Source organism: Maridesulfovibrio ferrireducens, assembly GCF_900101105.1.
GTDB classification, from domain to species: domain Bacteria; phylum Desulfobacterota; class Desulfovibrionia; order Desulfovibrionales; family Desulfovibrionaceae; genus Maridesulfovibrio; species Maridesulfovibrio ferrireducens.
Genome location: NZ_FNGA01000002.1, coordinates 40,259 through 63,603, shown reverse-complemented (window position 1 = coordinate 63,603; position 23,345 = coordinate 40,259). Strand labels below are relative to the sequence as shown.

Annotated in this window: 23 protein-coding genes and 1 riboswitch; of the genes, 21 read left to right on the top strand and 2 right to left on the bottom strand. The window is 43.1% G+C overall.

Going from position 1 to position 23,345, the window contains the following annotated elements; translation table 11 throughout:
- The first annotated feature begins 174 nt into the window (after positions 1–174).
- The 16 genes from upp (at position 175) to cobI (ending at position 16,388) form a co-directional block, all read left to right on the top strand.
- Complete coding sequence (gene upp / locus BLT41_RS05070; protein ID WP_092158962.1) at positions 175–801, top strand: uracil phosphoribosyltransferase; 627 nt, start codon at positions 175–177, stop codon at positions 799–801.
- A 39-nt stretch (positions 802–840) separates the two neighbouring features.
- A complete protein-coding gene (locus BLT41_RS05065; RefSeq protein ID WP_092158960.1) occupies positions 841–2,094 on the top strand; it encodes a uracil-xanthine permease family protein in 1,254 nt (417 codons plus the stop codon).
- Positions 2,095–2,204: 110 nt separating this feature from the next.
- Positions 2,205–3,293: a tRNA 2-thiouridine(34) synthase MnmA gene (gene mnmA, locus BLT41_RS05060; RefSeq protein ID WP_092158958.1), complete on the top strand. Its 1,089-nt coding sequence runs from the start codon at positions 2,205–2,207 to the stop codon at positions 3,291–3,293.
- A 14-nt stretch (positions 3,294–3,307) separates the two neighbouring features.
- The gene (locus tag BLT41_RS05055; RefSeq protein WP_092158957.1) at positions 3,308–3,865 is read left to right on the top strand and encodes a DNA-3-methyladenine glycosylase I; all 558 of its coding nucleotides are present in this window, start codon (positions 3,308–3,310) and stop codon (positions 3,863–3,865) included.
- 134 nt (positions 3,866–3,999) lie between these two features.
- On the top strand, positions 4,000–4,641 hold the full coding sequence (locus tag BLT41_RS05050; RefSeq protein ID WP_092158955.1) for a phosphatidylserine decarboxylase family protein: 642 nt from the start codon (positions 4,000–4,002) through the stop codon (positions 4,639–4,641).
- A 64-nt stretch (positions 4,642–4,705) separates the two neighbouring features.
- Positions 4,706–5,473, top strand: a complete 768-nt coding sequence (gene pssA, locus BLT41_RS05045) for a CDP-diacylglycerol--serine O-phosphatidyltransferase (protein WP_092158953.1) — start codon at positions 4,706–4,708, stop codon at positions 5,471–5,473.
- Between the two features lie 148 nt (positions 5,474–5,621).
- Positions 5,622–7,169 (top strand): 2-isopropylmalate synthase, encoded by a 1,548-nt coding sequence (locus BLT41_RS05040; protein ID WP_092158951.1) that lies wholly within the window; start codon positions 5,622–5,624, stop codon positions 7,167–7,169.
- Positions 7,162–8,421, top strand: a complete 1,260-nt coding sequence (gene leuC / locus BLT41_RS05035) for a 3-isopropylmalate dehydratase large subunit (RefSeq protein WP_092158949.1) — start codon at positions 7,162–7,164, stop codon at positions 8,419–8,421. The genes BLT41_RS05040 and leuC overlap by 8 nt, the downstream gene beginning before the upstream one ends.
- A gap of 54 nt (positions 8,422–8,475) precedes the next feature.
- Positions 8,476–8,970 carry a 3-isopropylmalate dehydratase small subunit gene (locus BLT41_RS05030; RefSeq protein ID WP_092158947.1) on the top strand — a complete coding sequence of 165 codons (495 nt, stop codon included), beginning with the start codon at positions 8,476–8,478 and terminating at the stop codon, positions 8,968–8,970.
- Positions 8,971–9,059: 89 nt separating this feature from the next.
- On the top strand, positions 9,060–10,127 hold the full coding sequence (gene leuB, locus BLT41_RS05025; RefSeq protein WP_092158945.1) for a 3-isopropylmalate dehydrogenase: 1,068 nt from the start codon (positions 9,060–9,062) through the stop codon (positions 10,125–10,127).
- A 243-nt stretch (positions 10,128–10,370) separates the two neighbouring features.
- Positions 10,371–11,717 (top strand): MATE family efflux transporter, encoded by a 1,347-nt coding sequence (locus BLT41_RS05020; RefSeq protein ID WP_092158943.1) that lies wholly within the window; start codon positions 10,371–10,373, stop codon positions 11,715–11,717.
- 36 nt (positions 11,718–11,753) lie between these two features.
- A riboswitch (cobalamin riboswitch) is annotated at positions 11,754–11,954 on the top strand.
- Between the two features lie 115 nt (positions 11,955–12,069).
- Positions 12,070–12,969 (top strand): sirohydrochlorin cobaltochelatase, encoded by a 900-nt coding sequence (locus tag BLT41_RS05015; protein WP_092158941.1) that lies wholly within the window; start codon positions 12,070–12,072, stop codon positions 12,967–12,969.
- A gap of 28 nt (positions 12,970–12,997) precedes the next feature.
- A complete protein-coding gene (locus tag BLT41_RS05010; RefSeq protein WP_211477650.1) occupies positions 12,998–14,053 on the top strand; it encodes a FecCD family ABC transporter permease in 1,056 nt (351 codons plus the stop codon).
- Positions 14,050–14,835: an ABC transporter ATP-binding protein gene (locus tag BLT41_RS05005; RefSeq protein WP_092158939.1), complete on the top strand. Its 786-nt coding sequence runs from the start codon at positions 14,050–14,052 to the stop codon at positions 14,833–14,835. The genes BLT41_RS05010 and BLT41_RS05005 overlap by 4 nt, the downstream gene beginning before the upstream one ends.
- Entirely contained in the window at positions 14,789–15,682 is an 894-nt protein-coding gene (locus BLT41_RS05000; RefSeq protein ID WP_244512197.1) for an ABC transporter substrate-binding protein, read from the top strand. Before BLT41_RS05005 ends, BLT41_RS05000 begins: the two co-directional genes overlap by 47 nt.
- Positions 15,675–16,388 carry a precorrin-2 C(20)-methyltransferase gene (cobI, locus tag BLT41_RS04995; protein ID WP_092158935.1) on the top strand — a complete coding sequence of 238 codons (714 nt, stop codon included), beginning with the start codon at positions 15,675–15,677 and terminating at the stop codon, positions 16,386–16,388. The genes BLT41_RS05000 and cobI overlap by 8 nt, the downstream gene beginning before the upstream one ends.
- A gap of 5 nt (positions 16,389–16,393) precedes the next feature.
- On the opposite strand, the gene BLT41_RS04990 is transcribed toward cobI, so the two are convergent.
- Complete coding sequence (locus tag BLT41_RS04990) at positions 16,394–16,693, bottom strand: GIY-YIG nuclease family protein (RefSeq protein ID WP_092158933.1); 300 nt, start codon at positions 16,691–16,693, stop codon at positions 16,394–16,396.
- A 208-nt stretch (positions 16,694–16,901) separates the two neighbouring features.
- Between BLT41_RS04990 and BLT41_RS04985 the strand changes: the two genes are divergently transcribed.
- The 5 genes from BLT41_RS04985 (at position 16,902) to BLT41_RS04965 (ending at position 22,534) form a co-directional block, all read left to right on the top strand.
- Positions 16,902–18,899, top strand: a complete 1,998-nt coding sequence (locus tag BLT41_RS04985) for an ABC-F family ATP-binding cassette domain-containing protein (protein WP_092158931.1) — start codon at positions 16,902–16,904, stop codon at positions 18,897–18,899.
- A gap of 5 nt (positions 18,900–18,904) precedes the next feature.
- Positions 18,905–19,327, top strand: a complete 423-nt coding sequence (locus BLT41_RS04980; RefSeq protein WP_280141302.1) for a (deoxy)nucleoside triphosphate pyrophosphohydrolase — start codon at positions 18,905–18,907, stop codon at positions 19,325–19,327.
- Positions 19,328–19,337: 10 nt separating this feature from the next.
- Positions 19,338–20,210 (top strand): methylenetetrahydrofolate reductase, encoded by an 873-nt coding sequence (locus tag BLT41_RS04975; protein ID WP_092158929.1) that lies wholly within the window; start codon positions 19,338–19,340, stop codon positions 20,208–20,210.
- A 96-nt stretch (positions 20,211–20,306) separates the two neighbouring features.
- Positions 20,307–21,335, top strand: a complete 1,029-nt coding sequence (locus BLT41_RS04970; protein ID WP_092158927.1) for an aspartate-semialdehyde dehydrogenase — start codon at positions 20,307–20,309, stop codon at positions 21,333–21,335.
- 248 nt (positions 21,336–21,583) lie between these two features.
- Positions 21,584–22,534, top strand: a complete 951-nt coding sequence (locus BLT41_RS04965; RefSeq protein ID WP_092158925.1) for an aminotransferase class IV — start codon at positions 21,584–21,586, stop codon at positions 22,532–22,534.
- Between the two features lie 70 nt (positions 22,535–22,604).
- Here BLT41_RS04965 and BLT41_RS04960 read toward each other — a convergent pair whose 3' ends face one another.
- On the bottom strand, positions 22,605–23,312 hold the full coding sequence (locus BLT41_RS04960) for a CatA-like O-acetyltransferase (protein ID WP_092158923.1): 708 nt from the start codon (positions 23,310–23,312) through the stop codon (positions 22,605–22,607).
- Positions 23,313–23,345 lie beyond the last annotated feature (33 nt).

Genomic DNA, 23,345 nt, shown 5'->3' with positions numbered 1-23,345 from the left:
CTAAGAGGTCATTTAAATTAATATTGGTTATTTCGAGTAATGCCAAGCACTGATGACTTTATCTGAAAAATAATTTAAAAAAAGCTTGACGGACAAGTACGTGGAATATAGAAACACGAGGTTTTGACTTTAAGAAATTAAATAACACGTAACATTGAGATCAAGGAGGCCACCGTGGCGGTTCATGTGGTAGACCATCCTCTGGTAAGACACAAGCTTGGAATTCTCCGGGAAGCTGGCCTTAGTACCAGCGGTTTTCGGAATTTGGCTCTTGAGATTTCAAGACTCCTCACTTATGAGGCGACAAAAGACCTTGTTACTGAACCTAAGACTATCAAAGGCTGGGCCGGAGATGTCGAGGTTGAGATGATTAAAGGTAAAAAAATCACTGTAGTTCCTATCCTCAGAGCCGGCCTCGGTATGATGGATGGTGTGCTTGATATGGTTCCCGGTGCACGAGTCAGTGTAGTTGGCTTTTATCGCGATGAAGAAACTTTGCAGCCTGTAGAGTATTACGTCAAGCTTGCAAGAAACATTGATGAGCGCATCGCGCTTATACTTGACCCTATGCTCGCTACCGGCGGAACATTGCTTGCAACTATCGAACTGCTTAAAAAGGCAGGTTGTACCAACATTAAAGGACTTTTCCTTGTTGCAGCTCCTGAAGGTATTGAAAAGGTTGTAACCGCGCACCCTGACGTAGACATTTATACAGCATCAATAGATGAAAAATTAAATGAAGCAGGATATATCCTTCCCGGCCTCGGCGATGCGGGAGATAAAATTTTCGGCACCAAATAAGGTGCCTTTTTTTTGTCACAATTTTAGGGGGGTTAAAAGATGAGTATTTCGAGTACCGAGTATAATTTTAGAGCCAGAGACGTCGTTCTTGGCGCACAGATGTTGTTTGTCGCCTTTGGAGCACTGGTTCTGGTTCCACTCCTTACCGGACTTAATCCGAACGTCGCTTTGTTTACAGCTGGGGTCGGTACCCTGATTTTTCAGCTTGTAACAGGCGGAAAGGTTCCGGTTTTTCTTGCTTCCTCTTTCGCGTTCATTGCTCCGATAATTTATGGTGTTCAAACTTGGGGCATTCCATCGACTCTTTGTGGCCTAGCGGCGGCGGGTGTCTTTTATATTTTCCTCAGTTTACTTATCAGCTGGCGCGGAACAGATGTTCTGAGAAGAATCCTCCCGCCCGTTGTTACCGGTCCGGTCATTATGGTTATCGGTCTGATTCTGGCTCCTGTTGCAGTATTTATGGCAATGGGTAAAACAGGTGACGGCTCTGTTGTTCTGGTTCCTGAAAAAACTGCACTGATCGTTTCTATGATCTCACTCGGTGTAACCGTAGCGGTTTCTCTTTTCGGAAAAGGATGGCTTAAACTGATACCTATTTTAAGCGGTATCACTGCTGGGTATGTTACTTGTCTGTTCATGGGGCTTGTTGATTTCTCCAGTGTTGCAGCCGCTCCTTGGATTGCAATGCCGGCGTTTACTTACCCTGAATGGAACCTTGAAGCCATTTTATTCATCGTGCCTGTTGCAATTGCTCCTGCGATTGAACATTTCGGTGATGTCCTCGCTATCGGTTCCGTATCCGGAAAGGATTATGTGAAAGATCCCGGTATCCACAGGACTATGCTCGGCGACGGTCTTGCTACATCTTTTGCAGCATTTTTCGGCGGACCTCCTAATACCACTTATTCAGAAGTAACAGGCGCTGTTGCTCTGATTAAAGTGTTTAACCCCGCAATTATGACATGGGCTGCTATAGTTGCTATCGCTCTTGCTTTTGTCGGTAAGGTCGGCGCTTTCTTGCAGACTATTCCTGTGCCTGTAATGGGTGGAATTATGGTTCTGCTTTTCGGTGCCATCATGGTTGTCGGAATGAACACTCTTGTTCGTGCCGGTGAAGACCTGATGGAAGCTCGCAACCTTGCAATTGTCGCACTTATTGTTATCTTCGGTGTAGGCGGCATGTCCGTGCCTACTCCTTTCAGTGATGAGTTCAGACTTGGCGGAATCGGGCTGGCAGGAATTCTCGGTGTTTTCCTGAATCTGGTTCTTCCGCGTAAGAAAAAAGAAGCTTAGTTTTTTGCCGGGATATTCCGGTAAAGATATGGGCTGAATTTAGATAATATCAGGCGCTCGGACATCTTCTTTAACAGGAGGAGTTCGAGCGTCTTTTTTGGAGATCAAAAATGGAATTAAGTTTCAGCTATCCTGAATTGAAGGATCTTGTGGCAGGTCGTAAAGTCGCAGTCGCAGTCAGTGGCGGAGCGGACAGCTTGTTGTCTATGGTGATTCTTAAAGAGCTCGGCGCAGATGTTATAGCTGTGCACGGCTGTTTTCTGGGCAGCGAAAAATCTGCACTTGCTGTCGCAGGTCTGGAATTGCGATGTGCTGAATTTGGAATAGATCTTCATGTTCTGGATTTTAAAGCTGAATTCGATAAAATGGTGATTGAGCCGTTCATTAAAGATTATCTTAAGGGAGACACGCCCAATCCTTGCGCACAGTGCAATCCTCAAATTAAGTTCGGGGTACTTTATGCCGCGGCCCGAAATTTTGGTGCGGAACTTCTCGGCACCGGACACTATGTGCGTATTGTCGAGCATCCCGAATATGGCAGGATGATTGCCCGTGGTGCAGATCTCGGCAAAGATCAGAGCTATTTTTTATCTTTAGTTCCCAGAGAGGATGTGTTGAATGCTATTTTCCCTCTTGGAAATCACAGCAAGACGGAAACTTATTCAGAGCTTGAAAAAAGGGGGCTCAAAATACCCCTGTCGTCCGAAAGTCAGGAAATATGTTTTGTTCCAGATGATGATTACAGACAGTTTCTTATTGACCGTGATGTAAAATTGCCCGGTCCGGGAGATGTTATTCTTTCAAGCGGAGAAAAATTAGGACGGCATAAAGGTCTTTGGAGATACACACACGGACAGCGCAAGGGACTTGGTATTGGGTGGAGAGAGCCTCTTTATGTAATTGAGAAAGATTTGAAACGAAATTTACTTATTCTTGGAACTAAGGAAGAACTCGGGGCATCAGGGTGTATCGCCGAAAAAGTAAATTTTCTGGTGGATTTTGATAAATGGCCTGAAACTGTACGTATTCAAACTCGTTACAGGCAGAGGTCCATGTCTTCAAAAGTTAAGCTTGATGGTGATAATCTGGTGTTTGAATTTGTCGAGCAGCATTCAATGCCTACACCCGGGCAGATCGCGGCCGTTTATACCGAAGACGGGGCGGTGCTGGGTGGTGGTATAATTCGCAAAGCTCTTTAGAAAAGGAGTTGGTTATGAATAGATGTGAATGGGCAAACAGTGGTCCTTTGGAGTTAAAATATCATGATGAAGAGTGGGGTGTGCCTGTTCATGATGATCGGCTTCTTTTTGAAATGCTGATTCTTGAAGGGGCGCAATCAGGTTTGAGTTGGTCTACTATCCTTAAAAAGAGAGAAGATTATTTAAAAGCTTTTGATAATTTTGATGCTGAGAAAATTTCGAAATACTCAGAAATAAAAATTGAAGAATTGATGAATAATGCCGGGATAGTCAGGCATAAGTTGAAAATTAATGCCGCAATTGCAAACGCAAAGTGCTTTCTCGAAATTCAAAAAGAATATGGATCTTTCGATCAATATATTTGGTCTTTTGTGGATGGACACCCTGTGATTAATAAGTGGGCTGTTTCATCTGATGTTCCCGTCAGTACCGCTGAATCTTTAGAAATGAGTAAGAGTTTGAAGAAAAAAGGGTTTAAATTCATTGGAGCTACAACCTGTTATGCATATATGCAGGCAGTAGGGATGGTAAATGACCACTTGATTTCTTGTTTTAGATACTCCGAAGTGTAAAATATAAAATACCTTACATATATTTAGGCTGATATAGTTGACCTCGTTTAATATGCTCGATATGTATATTCTGTTTTGAACAAATAAGACTAGTAATCGTGATTTCATATTAACTTACAAGAAAGGTAGAAAATATGCGTCAGCCTTCTGTAGGGGTAAGTCTTGAAGGATTGCCCTATATATTTTTAAGTGCTTTTGCCACAGTTTGTTTCGCAATTCTAGACTGTTGGTTTATGACTGTGATTTTGCTCGGATTAACCGCTTTTATAGGTCATTTTTTTCGTGACCCAGAAAGAGTTGCTCCTGAAGATGTTGATGCAGTAGTTTCTCCGGCTGACGGAAAAGTTATTAAAGTTGAATATGCTGCGGACCCTCTTACCGGTGAATCCCGTCAGTCCGTTTGTATTTTTATGAATGTTTTTAATGTTCATGTTAATCGTATGCCGGTTTCTGGTAAAATTGAGCGCATCCGCTACATTCCCGGAAAGTATTTCAATGCTTCCTTTGATAAGGCCAGTACTGATAATGAACGCAATGTTGTTGAAATAATTGGTAAAGGTAATCAGAGATTTACCATGGTACAGATTGCCGGCCTCATTGCCCGTAGAATTGTTTGCTGGGCTGAAAAGTCGGATAAGCTCAAACGCGGGGACCGTTATGGTCTGATCAAGTTCGGTTCGCGGGTTGACCTTTATCTTCCGGAAGGGTATAAAGTCTTAGTTCGAGTCGGTGACAAGGTTGCAGCTGGTGAAACAGCCCTTGCTCATAAGGCTTAATTTAGAATATAAAAGTTTATAAATTTAATAGATAATTAAAAAGAAGTTTATATAAGTGACTATTATGGCTAAGGAAAAAAGAATACCAAAACATAAGGCTGTTTACATTCTGCCTAACATGTTGACCATAGCGAGCCTCTTTTGCGGCTTTCTGGGGATGACATGGGCTGTAGAAGGTAAGTTTGAGCTTTGTGCCATTGCTATTCTTGTCAGCTGTCTTTTTGACGGACTTGACGGGAAAGTTGCAAGATTGACCGGAACAAGTAGTGAGTTTGGCGTACAGCTGGATTCACTTGCTGATTTGGTTGCTTTTGGTGTTACTCCTGCCTTTATGGCCTATCAGTGGCAACTTCATAATTTCGGCAGACTGGGACTGTTGGCGGCATTTTTAATGATCGCTTGCGGCGCACTCAGACTTGCACGTTTCAACGTTCAGGCTGGCGTTACTTCTAAAGCCCATTTTATAGGGCTTCCCATTCCTGCTGCCGGTTGTACTTTGGCCACTTTGGTTCTGTTCGCTCCGTTTATGCCTCCGGTTTTAGTTCAGAAAGTTCTCCCTATGGGAACTCTGATATTGGTTTATATCGTTTCTTTCCTGATGGTTAGTTCTGTTCGCTATAGCTCTTTTAAAGAAGCTGGCGTTTTCAAAGCTCATCCTTTCAGTTCTATGGTAACTGTCATTGCTTTGTTTGTGATGGTTGCATCTCAGCCCAAGTTCTTGGGATTCATTATTTTTGCCTGCTATATTATATCCGGTCCTATCTATACTATTTTCTTCCTATCACGCAGAAGCTCTAAGCTACTAGGAAAGTCCTCCAAAGATTTGTCATAGCATCGGTTCACACCAGCTACTTAGAACATAAAATCTTTCGGGGGACGGTAAAATTCTAGTCTCTCAAAGGGTTCTATAGTTACATCTTGTGAATTGTTGATATACTCTGCCTAAGGCGATTTGCCTTTGACGCAGCTAGGAGATGAAAATGTCTGATCAAGTCTATATTTTTGATACCACCTTACGCGACGGAGAACAGTCCCCCGGCGCAACAATGAATATCCGCGAAAAAATTACTATGGCCCGTCAGCTTGAAATGCTGGGTGTTGATATCATCGAGGCTGGTTTTCCCGCTGCGAGTCAGGGTGATTTTGAAGCCGTTAGAAAAATTGCTCAGTCAGTTGGTGATATTCAAGTTGCCGGACTCTGCCGCGCACTTACCTCTGATATTGATCGGGCTTTTGAAGCCGTTAAATATGCTAAAAATCCTCGTATCCATACATTTGTTGCTACTTCTGACATTCATATGAAGCATAAGTTCAACAAGGAGCCGGCTGAGATTTTAGAAATGGCTAAAAAGGCTGTGCGCCATGCTGTTTCGTTGACTCCCAATGTTGAATTTTCAGCGGAAGACGCTTCCCGTTCACGCTGGGATTTTCTGGCTGAAGTTGTCGAAGCTGTTATTAATGAAGGCGCAACAACAATTAATATCCCTGATACTGTCGGGTATGCGCAGCCGGACGAATTCGCTAAATTGATTACCTATTTACTGGAAACAGTTCCTAACAGTCATAAAGCAATCTTCAGCGTGCATTGTCATAATGATTTAGGCCTTGCGACAGCAAATACTCTGGCTGCAATTAAAGCCGGGGCTAGACAGGCTGAAGTGACTCTTTCCGGTATCGGAGAGCGTGCCGGTAACGCTGCGCTTGAAGAAGTGATTATGGCTCTTCATACCCGTAAAGATTATTATGATATTGAAACTGCCATTGTTACCGAGCAGTTATTTCCAGCTTGCCGCAGACTTTCCGGAACAATCGGACAGCCTATTTCCCCTAATAAAGCAATTGTCGGTGCTAATGCTTTTGCTCACGAGTCAGGCATCCATCAGGATGGAATGCTCAAAAATCGTCAGACTTATGAAATTATGACTCCTGAATCTATCGGTAAAAAGGGTACTTCTATTGTACTTGGAAAACATTCCGGCAGAAACGCTTTGGGTTCAAAACTTCGTGAAATGGGTTATGAACTTAATGATGAGCAGATCTCGGATGTATTTAAAGCAATCAAAGTTTTAGCTGATAAAAAAGAACATATTTTTGATGAGGATGTTGAAGCTCTTGTTCTCGAAGAAGCTTACCGTATTCATGACCTGTACAGGGTTAAAGAATTGTCGGTTTTTTCTGGAACTTCAGGTGTTTCTCCTCACGCAGCAATAGTTTTGGATGATTACAGTAAGGATAAGGATAATCCGGTCGAAATACGAAAAGTTGGATTTGGCGATGGGCCTATTAATGCAATTTTCTCTACTATTAATAAGTTAGTAGGCAAAAAACCCAAACTGGAACTTTATTCTGTAAACGCTGTTACTGGTGGCGCAGATGCACAGGGCGCGGTTATGGTTCATATAATTGATGAAGGTGTGAAATCAATCGGTCGAGGTTCTGACGAAGATATTATGGTCGCCAGTGCCAAAGCTTACATTAATGCAATAAACAGAGTTGAACGCATGAAACAGGAGAAGCAGGATGCCTAAAACATTAGCGGAAAAAATTTTACAAGCACATACTGATGAAACTGTTAAAGAAGCCGGACAGATTGTACGTTGCAAGGTCTCTTTAGTTCTTGCCAATGATATTACTGCTCCGCTTGCAATTAAGTCTTTTAAAGCAATGGGCGCATCTGATGTTTTCGACAAAGATAAAGTTGCCCTCGTCTGTGACCATTTCACCCCGAATAAGGACATTGATTCTGCTGAGCAGGTCAAACTTGTCCGTGAATTCGCACATGAAAAGAATATAACTCATTATTATGAAGGCGGAGAATGCGGCGTAGAACACGCACTTCTGCCTGAACTCGGTCTGGTCGGTCCGGCTGACATTGTAGTCGGAGCTGACAGTCACACCTGCACATACGGCGGGCTCGGTGCATTTGCTACCGGTATGGGCTCAACTGATATTGCCGGAGCAATGGCTCTCGGCGAAACTTGGTTCAAAGTACCTCCTTCCATCAAGGTTGAAATTGAAGGAACTCCCGGACAGTATGTCGGCGCAAAGGATTACGTTCTGCGTCTTATCGGAGACATAGGCGTTTCCGGCGCTTTGTACAAAGCTCTCGAGTTCAGCGGTTCTGTTGTAAATAATCTTTCAATTGAAGGTCGCATGACCATTGCAAACATGGCGATTGAAGCTGGCGGTAAAGTCGGCCTCTTCCCTGTTGATGCAAAAACTCTTGAGTATTGCGTTGCTGCCGGAAGAACAGGGGATTCTCTCCTTTCCGCTGACGCTGATGCTGTTTACGAAAGAATCGTAAAAATGGATGTAACAGGCATGAAACCCCAGATTGCATGTCCTCATCTTCCTGATAATGTGAAGCCTGTTGATGAAGTTAAAAACATGAAAATTCATCAGGCTGTGATTGGCTCCTGTACAAATGGCCGTATTTCCGATCTCAGAGAAGCAGCCGCAATCCTTAAAGGACGCAAAGCGAATAAGAATGTCAGATTGATTGTTCTTCCTGCTACTCCGACTATTTGGAAACAGGCTCTCAAAGAAGGGCTGATTGAAATATTCATGGACTCCGGCGCAATTGTCGGACCTGCCACTTGCGGGCCTTGTCTTGGCGGACACATGGGAATTCTTGCTGGTGGAGAAAGAGCAATAGCCACCACCAACCGTAATTTTAAGGGACGTATGGGAAGCTTAAAGAGTGAAGTATTCCTTTCCAATCCCGCGGTTGCTGCCGCAAGTGCGATTGCCGGAGAAATTATCGATCCTTCAGCTCTGTAGAAGTTTCGCTTAATTGTTTGATTAAAATAAATCCTAATCCCAAGGAGAATAAATATGACTATCACAGGTACAGCTCATAGAGTCGGGGCGCATATTGATACTGACGCAATAATTCCTGCCCGTTTTTTGGTTACTACAGATTCAGCCGAACTCGGCGCAAACTGTATGGAAGGACTCGAAGCCGGCTGGATAAAACGCGTTAAAAAGAATGACATCATGGTTGCTGATGAAAATTTCGGCTGTGGATCATCACGCGAACATGCTCCTATTTCTCTTTTAGGCGCCGGAATTCCGGTTATAGTTGCTAAAAGTTTTGCCCGTATTTTTTATCGCAACGGGTTCAACATGGGACTCATTCTGCTTGAAGTGGGCGATGATTTTAAAAAGCTCGGTGATGGCGATCAGCTTGAAGTCGATGCTGATAAAGGAACCATCAAAAATCTCACCACAGGCGAAACCATCACATGCTCTCCTGTTCCCCCATTCATGAAAGAAATTCTGGATGCAGGCGGATTAGTAGAGTATGTTAAGAATCGTTTAGGAAATTAATTCGCGGGAAACAGATTATTAAATATCTATTTCTGTCGGTGACCAAAACCTTCACTCGGTAGTGAAGATAGAAGATTAAGGATACGAGAATGAAAATATGCGTTATGCCCGGTGATGGAATCGGGCCTGAAATAATGGCTCAGGGGATCAAAGTTCTTGAAGTTATAGGTAAAAAATTCGGGCACGTTTTCGACGTAACCGAAGCTCTTATCGGCGGTGTTGCCATTGATGAAACTGGTGTTCCGCTTCCTGATGCAACGGTAAAAGCTTGCAAAGATTCTGACGCTGTTCTGCTCGGAGCTGTCGGTGGCCCCAAATGGGATATTATTGATCCTGCTATCAGGCCGGAACGAGGATTACTCGGAATCCGTAAGGAACTTTCTCTGTTCGCAAATCTCCGTCCTGCTTCTCTTTTTTCACAGCTTAAGAAAGCATGTTTTTTGCGCCCTGATATCGTTGAAAAAGGTATAGATGTCATGGTTGTTCGCGAACTTACCGGAGGAATTTATTTCGGCGAGCCTCGCGGTACTGGTGAAGAAAACGGCGAACGTATCGGCTACAATACCATGGTGTATCGTGAGCACGAAATTAAACGTATCGCAAAAGTAGCCTTTGAAGCAGCCCGTAAGCGCAGCAAACGTCTTTGTTCTGTTGATAAAGCAAACGTACTGGATGTTTCCCGCGTATGGCGTGAAGTTGTCATCGAAGTCGCTGCCGATTATCCAGATGTAGAACTCAGTCATATGTATGTAGACAACGCCGCTATGCAGCTTGTCCGCGATCCTTCACAGTTCGATGTAATCGTAACAGGCAACCTGTTCGGTGATATTCTTTCTGACGAAGCCGCAGTTATCACAGGTTCAATCGGTATGCTTCCTTCCGCTTCCCTTGGCGAAGGTAACCCCGGTTTATTTGAACCTATTCACGGGTCCGCACCGGATATCGCTGGACAGGATAAAGCTAATCCTTTGGCAACAATTCTTTCTATTGCCATGATGTTGCGCTATTCCTTCAATCTCGCTGATGAAGCTGCATGTATCGAAGCTGCTGTTGAGAAAACTCTCAGTCAGGGACTGCGTACAGGTGATATCATGGACGAAGACGGAACTCTCGTAGGTTGCGTTGAAATGGGCGAAGCTGTTCTCAAAAATATCTAGTCGATATTCTTTATTGATATAAGTTTATCAAAACCGCATGCTTATTTAAAAGCATGCGGTTTTGTTTATTATTGTTAATAGATGATTTCGCCTTCGGCTGGACCAAAGGGCTTGCGGCCCTCTGGACTCCCTTTTAGGGGGATGTGTGTTTAGAGCATGGTTTAATAGAAAAGGTTTTTAAAATATTTAAGTTTTATAATTCTCTCGTTAAGAGTTTCTTATGTTGTTGGAGACATAAATAAAATGACTGTTGATTTTTCTCCCAAGCTTCATCCATTTGAGGAACGTCCTAATAAGACTCTTCTTGTTTTGGCCGTACCTGTGCTTTTTTCGATGATAGCAGAGCCTCTCACTGGATTGGTTGATACCGCTTTTGTTGCGAAAATCGGAGCGGAGCCTTTGGCCTCTCTTGGTATCGGGACTATGGTTTTTTCGTCTATATTCTGGGTGTTTGGCTTTTTAGGCATCGGGACTCAGACTGAAGTTTCACATGCGCTTGGTAAAGGGGACTTGAAAAGAGCTTCATCACTTTGCTGGCTGGCAGTCGCTATTTCTGTGGTTTTGGGAATTGTTCTGGCGGTATGCGTATTGCCGTTGCTCGGATATATCTCGTCGATTATGGGCGCAGAGGGTGACGTTCACTCACTTGCTGTTGAGTATATGAAATATAGATTGCTCGGCGCTCCCGCAATTTTGGTAACTCTGTCGTGTTTCGGTTCACTGCGCGGTTATCAGGATATGCGTACTCCTCTGTATGTCGCTGTCGGCATGAATTTAATTAATGTGTTGCTGGATTGGGGACTTGTTTTCGGGCATGGTCCGTTTCCCGAACTGGGCGTTGCAGGGGCCGCGCTGGCAAGTTCACTTAGCCAGTGGATTGGCGCATTTTGGGTAGTTTATGTTGTAAAAAGGAAATACGGTTTTGATACTGGCTTTAGCCTAAGCGATGCCAAAAGACTTTTCTCCATCGGCGGGGATATGTTTGTCCGTACCGGCGGAGTTTGTTTCTTTTTGCTTTTGTGTACTCGTTTTGCAACGAAAGCCGGAGCTGAATCAGGCGCCGCGCATCAGGCTATTCGGCAATTTTTTGTTTTTCTGGCACTTTTTCTTGATGCGTTTGCGATAAGTGGTCAGTCGCTAGTAGGGTATTTTATAGGCAGTGCAAATAAATTGATGGCTCGCAAGGTTGCCGTGTTGGTTTGTCAGTGGAGTTTCGGCACAGGGGTGCTTCTCAGCATTGCCATGTACTTTGGACAGGAACCCGTGAGCTGGTTGCTTGTACCTCAGGAAGCTGCCGCAGTTTTTGCCCCGGCTTGGCTTGCAGTGACTTTTTTACAGCCGATAAATGCACTCTCGTTTGCTACAGATGGAATCCATTTGGGGACGGGTGACTTTCATTATCTTAGAAATGCGATGCTGATTGCCGTTGGTGTAAGTTCTGCCATGTTGATTGCTGTGGATTATTATAAGCCGGAGCATATGCTGCTTTGGATATGGATAATCGCCGGAGTCTGGACTTCGCTTAGAGCTTTACTAGGTATGATCAGAATTTGGCCCGGAATAGGTCAAGGACCACTGTCTATTTCATAATATGTTAACAAGATTGACAGTAAGGGCGAAGCAGAATATCAATTTTTCTCTTGTGGTGCTCTAGCGAGCTTAAAAGGGAATCCCGTTAAAATCGGGAACGGACCCGCCGCCGTAAGTCCTGTGAAGTTGAACCCCGTAATCGGATCTAATCCGGTTAAGCGTGCCACTGAAATTTATTTCGGGAAGGCCGGGTGAAATGGGACAAGTCGGAAGACCTGCCAAAGAATAACTCATGATCAGTTTTGACAGATAACGGGGCTTTTATCTGCCATAAATCTTTATTGCCGCATGTATGATACATGTGTTTATAAGGGCTGTATTAATTCAAGCCCCCAAATTCAAGGAGACTGTTATGCAGTGTCATTTTGGGGTTAAGCAAAAAGCAGTTTCTGCTTTTATCATCCTTTGTTTTCTAATTATTCCCTCATTCGCTCTTGCCGGACACGGTGATTCCAAACCTGTTAAGAAGGGTATCCTTCTTGCCGCTTTTGGCTCAAGTATGCCGGAAGCACAAATCTCTTTCGACAATATCGATAAAGCAGTTAAAAAAGCTTTCCCCGGTGTTCCAGTTCGCTGGGCATATTCCTCTGCTATAATCAGAAATGTTTTGTCAAAAGAAGGCCGTACAGTTGATTCTCCTGTTACAGCTCTTTCTAAAATGATGGATGACGGCTTTACACATGTCGCCGTTCAGTCACTGCACACTATTCCCGGTGAAGAGTATTTTGGTACTCTTGAAACTGCAATGAAGTTTGAAGGTATGCCGAAGGGAATGTCTAAGATTGCAGTTGGTAAGCCGCTTCTTTATTCTGATGAAGATATGACCAGAACCGTAAAAGCTATTATCGCTAATATTCCTAAAGAGCGTAAAGCTAAAGACGCCGTAGTTCTTATGGGACACGGAACTCCTCATTCTGCAAATATTTACTACCCCGGTTCTCAATATTATTTTTCCAAGATTGATCCTAAAATCTTTGTAGGAACAGTTGAAGGAACTCCGACTCTTGACGATGTGAAGGCTAAACTTGCGAAAAGTAAAGCTAAGAAAGTTTATCTTATGCCTTATATGTCCGTAGCCGGTGACCATGCCCGTAATGACATGGCTGGTGATGAGCCTGATTCATGGAAATCTGAGTTAACCAAAGCCGGATATAAATGCGAGTCTGTCCTTAAAGGTTCCGCAGAATTTCCGCAGGTTGTAGATATCTGGGTTGATCATCTTAAGATAGCATTCAAAAGTCTTGATCACTAAATCGATTTAATTCAGGGGGCGGCAAAATATGGGAACAATGGAAAAAAGAAGAGTTCGCGCTGTTGCAGTGCTCTTTTTTCTCGTACCTGTTTCTGTTTTTGCCGCCTGCTTGTTTGGAGCATATGACACTTCTGTTGCGCAGGTTTATGATGTTTTTAGATCTGCAATTCTAGGCGGCGTGGAAGGTTCTGAGTCCTCGCTGTCGTATATTGTAACGGACCTTAGACTTAGCAGGGTGTGTCTTTCTTTTCTTGTGGGGATGTCTCTTGCTGTTGCTGGAACTGTTTATCAGGGCATTTTGCGAAATCCTCTGGCTGATCCGTTTACTTTAGGGGTCAGCAGCGGGGCTGCTTTCGGCGCGAGTCTCGCTATTTTTTCGGGTTCAACAGTGCTTGGCGCGGGATTGTGGCTTAAGTTCGGTTCGCTTTTCCTGCCGCTTGCCGCGCTTGCCGGAGCTATGGCAGCTCTTGGAGCAGTGCTTATGCTCGGTAGAATCGGCGGCACTTTGCGGCGTGAGACTATGGTTTTGGCTGGAATTGTCGTGGCGACATTTCTCTCCGCTTTGATCTCTTTGCTTAAATCTATGGATGAAGACTCTGTTACCAGTATTGTATTCTGGATAATGGGTAGTTTTCAGGGGCGCGGCTGGGAGCATGTTACTTTATTTCTGCCGTACTTTATCGCCGGAATGATTCCCATAATTTACTATTCGCGTGAGCTGGATATCTTGTCACTTGGTGAGACTCAGGCACGTCATCTTGGTATGGATGTATCAAGAGTAAGGTTGTTTCTGCTTGTCGGATCTGGACTTTTGACAGGCGCGGCTGTTGCTGTCTCGGGGATTATCGGATTCGTGGGACTGATTGTTCCCCATCTGGTCCGCATGTTTCAAGGAGCTGAGCACAGACCGCTGTTGCTGTCCTCGTCATTACTTGGCGGATTGCTTTTAGTCTGGTCAGATGTGATAGCCCGTTCATTGCTTCCCGGTGGAGAAGAGCTTCCGGTCGGAGTTGTAACAGCTTTGCTGGGTGGACCGTTTTTCTGCATCGTTCTGCGCGGTGGTTTCAGGGGAGCTCGTTCATGATCTCCGTTGAAAATCTTTCTGCCGGATATGGTAGACGTGAAGTCTTGCAGGGCATGAATTTAAGCTTTGCGGCTGGCTCAATGACTGCGGTTCTCGGTCCTAACGGAAGCGGTAAAACGACTCTTGTTTCGTCTATTTCCGGTGTATTACGTCCCCTTGTTGGTCAGATTAAAATAGCTCAAAAAGATGTCCGGGATTATCGCCCCCGTGAACTTGCCGAGATAATGGCTGTGTTGCCGCAGAAGGTTGAACCAGCCTTTGGACTCACTGTTAAATCCATGGTCATGATGGGCAGATACGCGCATGGTTCAGGCTTTTTCGGTTATGATAGCGAAGATGATGATATCTGTGTTGAAGCCATTAGAATGATAGGCATTGCCCATTTGATTGATCGCCCTGTTTCTGAGCTTTCAGGCGGAGAATTTCAACGGGTTTTAATGGCTCGTACTATTTCGCAGCAGGCAAAGATAATGGTTCTTGATGAAGCCGCATCCGGTGTTGATGTCGCAGGTAAAATTGAACTTTTTGATATGCTGAAAAAAATGAACGGGCAGGGCGCAACTATAATTTGCGTGATTCATGATTTGAATCTTGCCGCACTTTATTTTGACCGTTTGGTGTTTTTATCAAACGGCAAGGTTGAATTGGACGGTTCTCCTGCTAAAGTTATTACAAAGGATAACATTGCAAGTGTTTATAAAACAGATGTTTCGATTGTTGAACATCCGGAGCTTGGTGTTCCTCAAGTCCTTTTTTCTCCTTCTGGTGATTATTCCGGTTAATTCAGCTTTTGCAGAAATTTCTGTAATTGATGATTTTGGTGACAAAGTTGTACTGAAATCTCCTGCTAAGCGAATTGTCGCTCTTTATGGTGCATTTAATGAGATACTTTTTGCCATGGATTTGGATGACAGGATTGTCGCCCGTACCGCCGGTGATGATTATCCAGCGCAGATTGTAAAGTTGCCGTCGATTGGAACGCATATGCGCCCCAATTCTGAACTTATAGTGGCACTTAATCCCGATCTTGTTTTACAGATGGCGGGAAGATCTCAAGCTAAGACCGCCCTTGAGCCGCTTAAGGAAAGGGGAATTCCTACTGCAATGTTTAAGGTTACTTCCTTTGAAGATCTTTATTCTTTGATCGGGAAAATTGGAATTTTGACTGGAGAGCCTGAGCGCGCTGAAAAGCTTGTTCATTCAATGAGCATGCGGCTTGATACGGTTAAAGAAAGGTACAGTAAAATAAAAGATAAGCCCGATGTTTTTTTTGAGATTCGTTATCCGAATCTTTTGGCCGCCGGACAAGGATCAATCGTGTCCGATATAATTGTTAAAGCTGGTGGTGATAATTGCGTAGATAATCCGAAAAAGATTGTGCGCATGGGGGAAGAGGAGCTTTTGCGTCTTAATCCCGAAAATTATGTTTACCAGTCAGGGCGAATGAATCAGTCCCCTGTAGTGCCTTCGGACAGGGATCATTTTAAAATGATTAAAGCGGTTCGATTAGGAAAAGTTTTAAAGGTTGATGAGTCAGTTTTTTCAAGGCCCGGTCCCCGTAATGTGGACGCAGTCGAGACTTTAGCTGATTTTTTATACAATAATAAAGAAGAGAATATTAATGAGTAATTACGGTAAAATATATGGCATTGGTGTCGGTCCTGGAGATTCTGATTTATTGACAGTACGGGCTGTAAAAATTCTTGGAAAAGTGGATGTTGTTTTTGCCGCATCTTCAACAAAGAATGATTATTCACATTCGTTAAGCATTGCGGATGAATATCTGCATGAAGGGTGTAAGATAGTAAGGCTTGGCTATCCCATGACTCGCGATAAAGCTAAGTTACAGGAAGCGTGGGAAGAAAATTGTAAGATTGCCGCTGAATATTTAAGTGAAGGTAAAAGCGCTGCTTTTCTTACTCTTGGCGATCCGCTGATTTATTCCACTTTCGGATACATGCTCCGCACCCTTAGAAAATTTTATCCTGAAGTTGAAGTTGAAGTTGTGCCGGGGATTACTTCATATCAGGCGGCGGCGGCGAAGTCCTGTCAGGTTCTTGTTGAATCAGGGCAGAATCTGCTGTTGACCTCGGGCGTAGCGGATGCGGATGAATTTGCTCATACCATTTCATGTGCTGATAATGCTGTTATTTTGAAGGCATACCGCAACTTTCCTGAACTTCGTAAGAAAGTGAAAGAACTTAGTAAGATGGATGTGAAATTCTACACTCGGCTCGGGCTTGAAGGCGAAGCTATCTATAATGATATAGATGAAGTTCCCGATACAACACATTATCTTTCTTTGATGCTGTTGACTGCTTCTGATAAAGATTAATCTTTTTACGATAGATTGTTATCTGGTTGATATTCCTCGCGCATTTTCAAAGCTGTTTTTGTGAGAAAGACAGCTTTTTGCGCGGCTGGTTTTTGTTTGACAGCGTATTCAAGTTTATAAGCGGACTTTTTATCAGGTAGCGGTTCGACTGTTTCAATTTCTACAGGAAGTCGTGCGCGGGTATATTTTGCCCCTTTATTTCCACCGTTGTTATGTTCCTTCAGTCTACGCTTCGGGTCGGTGGTAACTCCGCAATAGAGAGAATTATCTTTGCATCGGAGTAGATAGACGTACCATGTTTTCATAAGCGTGATGTACTCTGGACTAGCGGGAAGGTCAAAAGACGAAATTCATTTTTTTGATTGCGCCATTTCTCTTGCTTTCCTTGCCGCATGAAGATATTTTCCCTCTCTTATACTAAATAAAATCGTGATCTATCACAGTCTGCACGTTGCAAGCTTATATTATGCCTGATCTGCTTTTTTAGCGAAAATCCCCTCAATCGGAGAATTAATGCCTAAAGTTACTATTGCATCCTTGGAGAAATCTTATAACGGTGAAGATCTGTTTAGCGATCTTACCTTTGAAGTTATTGCCGGAATGCGGCTTGCCGTAACCGGACCTAACGGGTGCGGTAAATCTACGCTTCTCAAGCTTATTGCCGGAAAAATCGAGCCGGATGGCGGCGTAATTGCTATCTCTAAAACTGCCAGAGTCGGTTATGTTGCTCAGGAATTTACCGATGAAGATCTTGAGCACGGGCTTCTCAGCTGGGTGCTTGCCGCTTTGCCTTCATGGAATTGTTTGTGGAAAGAGTGGGAAAATGCCGCTCACACGAATGATCAGGCTTTGATTGAAAGACTTTCCGAACGTCAGGCAGATCTGGAGCATCAATTCGGGTATAATCCTGAACATAAAGCTCGTACTATTTTGACCGGGCTTGGATTTTCAGAGCATAATATGCTTAGTAAAATTGCAGAGTTGAGTGGTGGATGGCGCGAACGTGCCAAGCTTGGCAGAGTTCTTTTACAAGGCGCAGATATTTTACTGCTTGATGAACCTACCAACCATCTTGACCTTGAAGCTGTTGAATGGCTCGAAAATTACCTGTTAGCTTTTAGAGGCGTGGTCATATATGTCGCGCATGATCTTATTTTTCTTAACCGCGTTGGTACTCACGTTTTGTATTTAGGTGCGGGAAAAGCCGTTGTCAGACGCGGTTCCTTTACCCAGTTTTTGGAATGGCGTGCTGAAAATTCTTCACAGCGTTCCCGTGAAGCCGTTAAACTTTCTGCTAGAATTGAAAACGAATATTCTTATATTAACCGCTTTAAAGCTCAAGCTAGAAAGGCCGCGCAGGCTCAGTCTAAGCTTAAAAAAGTGGTTAAACTTGAGGAAGAGCTTTCTCAGATTCAGGTTGAAACGGAGAGTCATCGCGCTGGGCGGAGTCTTGCTTTTAAGATGCCGCCTACTTCACGTGGTGACAAGGCAGCTATCAGTGTTGTTGAACTTGAATTTTCATATGACGGACGGCCTCCGTCTCTTTGGCCTGTTTTGGATTTTCAGCTGTTCCGTGGTAAAAAGGTCGCTCTCGCTGCTCCAAACGGAGCCGGTAAATCAACCTTGTTAAAAGTTATACTCGGTCAGCTAGAGCCGAATGCCGGTTATGCAAAGATTGGACAGAACACCAGCCTTGCATATTTCAGTCAGCATCAAAGTGAAATTCTGCGAAGCGAGGCTACTGCTTTATCTGAAATAAGAAGACTTTGTGATCCTGATACAACTGAAGAACAGCTTAAAGGGGTGTTGGGTCTTTTCCTTCTTGGTCAGTCATATTTTGAACGTCCTATTTCTGCTCTTTCAGGTGGAGAAAAAAACAGACTTATACTTGCGAGTCTTTTTCTTTCAAGGGCGAATCTGTTGATTCTTGATGAACCTACTAACCATCTTGATCTTGAAAGTCGTGAGGGGTTGATTGCAGCTCTTAAGGATTATGACGGAACTCTCTTTTTTGTAGCGCATGACCGACATCTTTTAACTGAAGTTGCCGAAGAAATTTGGGCTTTAACTGATACCGGTGTCGAAGTTTTTCAGACTTTTAAAGGTTACGATAATCATCGTAAACAGGCTCTGACTGGTGTTGGAAGCTCTAGTCCGGCTTATAAAAAGCCTGAAGTAGAGTCTAAGCCTGAGAAGCGTAAACTAACCAAAGAAGAAAAGCGTCGTCAGGCTGATATAAGAAATGAATTGTATAAAGACTTGAAACCTCGTCTTGCGAAGTATGAAAAGTTAGAGAAAGATCTTGAAAAAGTTCTTGAAGAACAATCTGTAATGGAAGAAAAGTTAAACGACCCCGGTCTCTATAATGATAGCGGCGCGGCTATCGAACTAAATTCCAGCTACTCCGAAGCTTGTTCATGGTCTGAAAGTCTGATGGAAGATATGGCTATTCTTGAAGAGGAAATAGCCGAGATTGAAGAGCGTAAAAAACAGCTTTTGGAAGAGGATTAGGGCGCGTGGCTGATCGAATGCCTGTTTCTGTTGTCGCCGGAATTATCTGGAACAAAGGTTTATTCCTGTCGGCAGAACGTCCGAAAGGTAAAGATTATGCCGGTTGGTGGGAGTTTCCCGGCGGCAAGGTGGAAAAGGGAGAGTCTCTTTCCGAGGCGCTTGTTCGCGAATTGCAGGAAGAATTGGGAATTACTCCGTTAAAGTTTGACTTTTGGATGGAAAAGCTGGTTGATTATCCAGAGTATACTGTGAAACTCAATTTTTTTGATATATGGGAATTTTCAGGAGATGTAACATCATTGGAAAATCAATCATTTGACTGGTTTGATCTTGATAATGTAGTTGATGTAAAATTTTTGCCTGTTAATTATGAAATTCTTGAATTACTGAAAGAAAGGGAAAGAGCTGTTAAGGCCGTTGCCAAGTAAGGAGTGTTGCATGAAAATAGTTGATTTGATCGAAAAAAATAAGCCGTTTATCTCTTTAGAGTTTTTTCCTCCTAAGGATAAAGAATCATGGCCTGCTTTTTTTGAGGTTGTTGAAAAGTTAAAGGTGCTGAATCCTCTTTTTGCTTCTGTTACCTATGGAGCAGGGGGCGGCACTCAGAGCAACTCTCTTGAAATTGTTAAGCAGATGAAACAGGATATGGGCGTTGAGCCTCTTGCTCATTTAACATGCGTTGGGGCAACTCCTGAAAATATAAGTTATTTCATTAATTCACTTCGTGAAGCAGGGGTAGAAAATATTCTTGCACTTCGCGGGGATGCCCCCAAAGATGTTGAAGATTTTGATTTCAACACGCAGGTTTTCAAACAGGGGTCAGATCTTGTTACCTATGTAAATGATCAACATCCCGGCATGGGAATAGGCGTTGCCGGATATCCTGAAGCTCATCTTGAATCTCCTTCAATTAAAGAAGATTTTAAGTGGATGAAATATAAAGTTGATGAGGGCGGGCAATTCATTCTTACTCAGCTCTTTTTTGATAATAGAGTTTATTTTGATTTCTGTGAAAGGCTTTCCGAAATGGGAATTAATGTTCCGGTTATTCCGGGCGTGCTGCCTATTATGAGCCTTAAGTCTGCCAAATTTATTCTTTCACTGTGCGGAGCTACTATTCCCGGTAAATATCTTAGCGCGCTTGAAAAAGCACATGCAGATGGGGGAGACGAAGCTGTTTATCGTCTTGGAATAGATTACGCCACAAAGCAGGCTCAGGGACTTCTCGACGGCGGGGCTCCCGGAGTTCATTTATATACTTTGAACAGAGCAAAGGCATGTCTTGAAATCGGACAGGCTTTGAAGTTTTAATTGGTCAGTTGTTGCGGTCAAGTTTTGATCATCATCAATAAAAATTAAACCTGATCACTTTTTTAAGTTTCAGATTAAAAATACGGAGGCAAAGCCATGAGTACTAAGAATCCCAGAGTTGCTGTTGTCGGTGCTACAGGTGCGGTCGGTCGCGAAATGCTCAAAGTTCTTGAGCAGAGAAATTTTCCCGCATCTGAAGTTGTTCCTTTTTCTTCTGCTCGTTCCGCAGGAACAAAAGTTCCTTATATGGATAATGAATTGACCGTTATTGAGCTTAAAGAAGATTCCTTTGAAGGATTTGACATAGCTCTTTTTTCAGCTGGCGGTGATACTTCCGAGAAATTTGCTCCTCTGGCGGTTAAAGCTGGTTGCGTTGTTATCGATAATTCTAACGCATGGAGAATGGACCCTAAGATTCCTCTTGTTGTGCCCGAAGTTAATCCCGAAGATCTTGACTGGCATCCCGGCATAATCGCCAACCCGAATTGTTCTACAATTCAGCTAGTTGTTGCTCTTAAGCCTATTCATGACAAAGCCAAAATTAAACGTGTCGTAGTTTCTACTTATCAGGCTGTTTCAGGTTCCGGTCAGAAAGCTATTAATGAGCTTGAAACTCAGGTTAGCAGACTTTTCAATGGCAAAGAAGTTGTTTCAGATGTTTATCCTCATCAGATTGCGTTCAACTGCTTGCCTCAGATTGATGTCTTCCTTGAAAATGATTACACCAAGGAAGAAATGAAAATGGTTAATGAAACTAAAAAGATCATGGGCGACGACTCCATTAAACTTACTGCCACAACAGTACGCGTGCCTGTTTTCTATGGTCATTCTGAGTCCGTAAATGTTGAAACAACTGAAAAATTGAGCGCGATTGATTGCAGAAATCTTCTCGCTAATTTCCCCGGAATTACTATCATCGATTACCCCGAAAAGGGGCATTATCCGATGGCAATTGATTGCGCCGGTGAAGATGATGTTTTTGTCGGTAGAATTCGTGAAGATGACACTATTGATAACGGCCTTAATATGTGGGTTGTTGCTGATAACATCCGCAAAGGCGCGGCTCTTAATACTATACAAATTGCCGAAACTCTCATTGAGCGCGGTCTTGTCCGTGTAGTTTAATTGGCTTATTTAAGTTAGTCATTCAGGCCGATCTTCGATATTTCGAAGATCGGCCTTTTTTGTTTTTTTGTTAATTTCAGAATGCTAATTTTACTAATATGATTTAATGAAATAATTAGGGTTAATCCCTTGCCGAGTATTGCTTTTGTTCTGTAAGTTAGAAAGAGACTTTCGAGATAATCTTATTTCGAGGGTAAGTGGCGAAATCTGTCTTCTCGGGGATATGAATAAAATTTACGGAGTTCAAATTGATAAAAAAAGTAGGTAGCGAAGAATATATCGATGCTATGCTTGCCTCCATGCGTGCAGGAACTGATAAAGTTTGTGCTTTTTATGAGCATAGAATCGGGCTTGTTTGCACTGATCCTAAGTTAATGCTTATGCCGTGGGATGATCATCTGGTTCATCGCGGGGATGGTGTTTTTGAAACCATGAAGTTTGTAAATGGCAAACTGTATCAGCTTGATCCTCATGTGCGCAGAATGAAAAGATCCGCTTCTACGATACACCTTCAGCCTCCTTGTTCATGGGAGGAACTTTCAGATATTATTTTGGATGTGTGCGGTGCATCCGGTTGTGAGTCCGGTCTTGTACGCGTTATGTTAGGCAGAGGAGGGGGGGGATTCGGTATCAGTCCTTTTGAGTGTCCGGTTCCTTCATTATATGTCGTTGTTTATAAATATGAACCTAAGTCTGAAGAATGGTATGAAAAGGGGCTTACTGCTTTTAAATCTTCGATCCCTGCAAAGCAGCCTTATTTGGCGACAATCAAATCAATTGATTATCTACCGAATGTTTTAATGAAGTTTGATGCAATGAAAGAAGGATTTGATATGTCTTTCTGTTTCGATCGTCTTGGATTTTTAGCAGAGGGCGCAACGGAGAATGTCTGTATTGTTGATGCAGGCGGGACGATTAAAGTTCCAGAGTTCACGAATGCTCTTGCGGGTACAACTATTCTTAGGGCTATTCAGTTGATAGCTGATGAAGTTCCTGTTGATTATTGCGCCATTTCCGAGGAAGACATACTTCTCGCAAAAGAGGTCATTGTTTGCGGAACGTCAAATGATGCAGTCGGGGTAGTCAGATTTAATAAAAAACCGATTCACGATGTTAGACCCGGTCCTGTGTGCAGACGTATGCGGGAATTACTCGCTAAAGATATAGAAGAAAATGGAACTGTTTTGAAGAAGTACTAAGCGATTAGTTTTTAATTTATTAAAATCATTACAGGTGGAAACTCTCATAAGAAAGTTTCCACCTGTTTTTTTAAACATTTATATATTTTTCTGGATTAGAGCACATTTCTCCGAATAATTTAAAAAATTCGGCAATATGTCTGCCATCGGCCAGACTGTGAAGCAGTTCTATGGAGACAGGCAGAATTTTTTTGTCTTCTGCATTTTTTGTAACCTGTCCGAATAGTATTCTCGGAACGGAGTCTTCGTTGCAGTCACCCCAAGGGTTTGTGGCAGAAGTGAAAGCTACTCCATTGTTAATGCTGAAATATAAAAGATTTTGTTTATCTCCGCCTTTAGGTGTCAGGCTTGGATTCTTATCCGCATTTTGACGTGAGAATTCTATGTTTTCTGTAAGTTTTGCATAATTATCAGCGTATTGTGCCAAACAGTTTGCATGCAGTGAACGTCCCTTTGGAATATATGTGAAAGCTGGATGAATCTTATCAAAAATGACAGGCTTTCCGTCTACAATTCTAGTTCTCAGTTCCGGTACGGTGTTGGCTGCTTTTGTCGCGAAAAAATAAAGAGCATCTGAAAATCTGATTGATTTTGCGGATGACTTGATTCTTTTTCTTAACTCGCAAACTTCTGTGATGTCCTGTTGTATGGTAAAGCCGTACTGACATGATTTCATGGACTGGAAAAAAGTAAAATGCTCGCTTCTTTCCCAATTATCCATATCCAAATTATGCATGATGCTGTCTGTTATGAGGGCTGATTCAGTTGTATTGGTCATTACTAATCCTGTTAATTTTTTTATAATTAATCC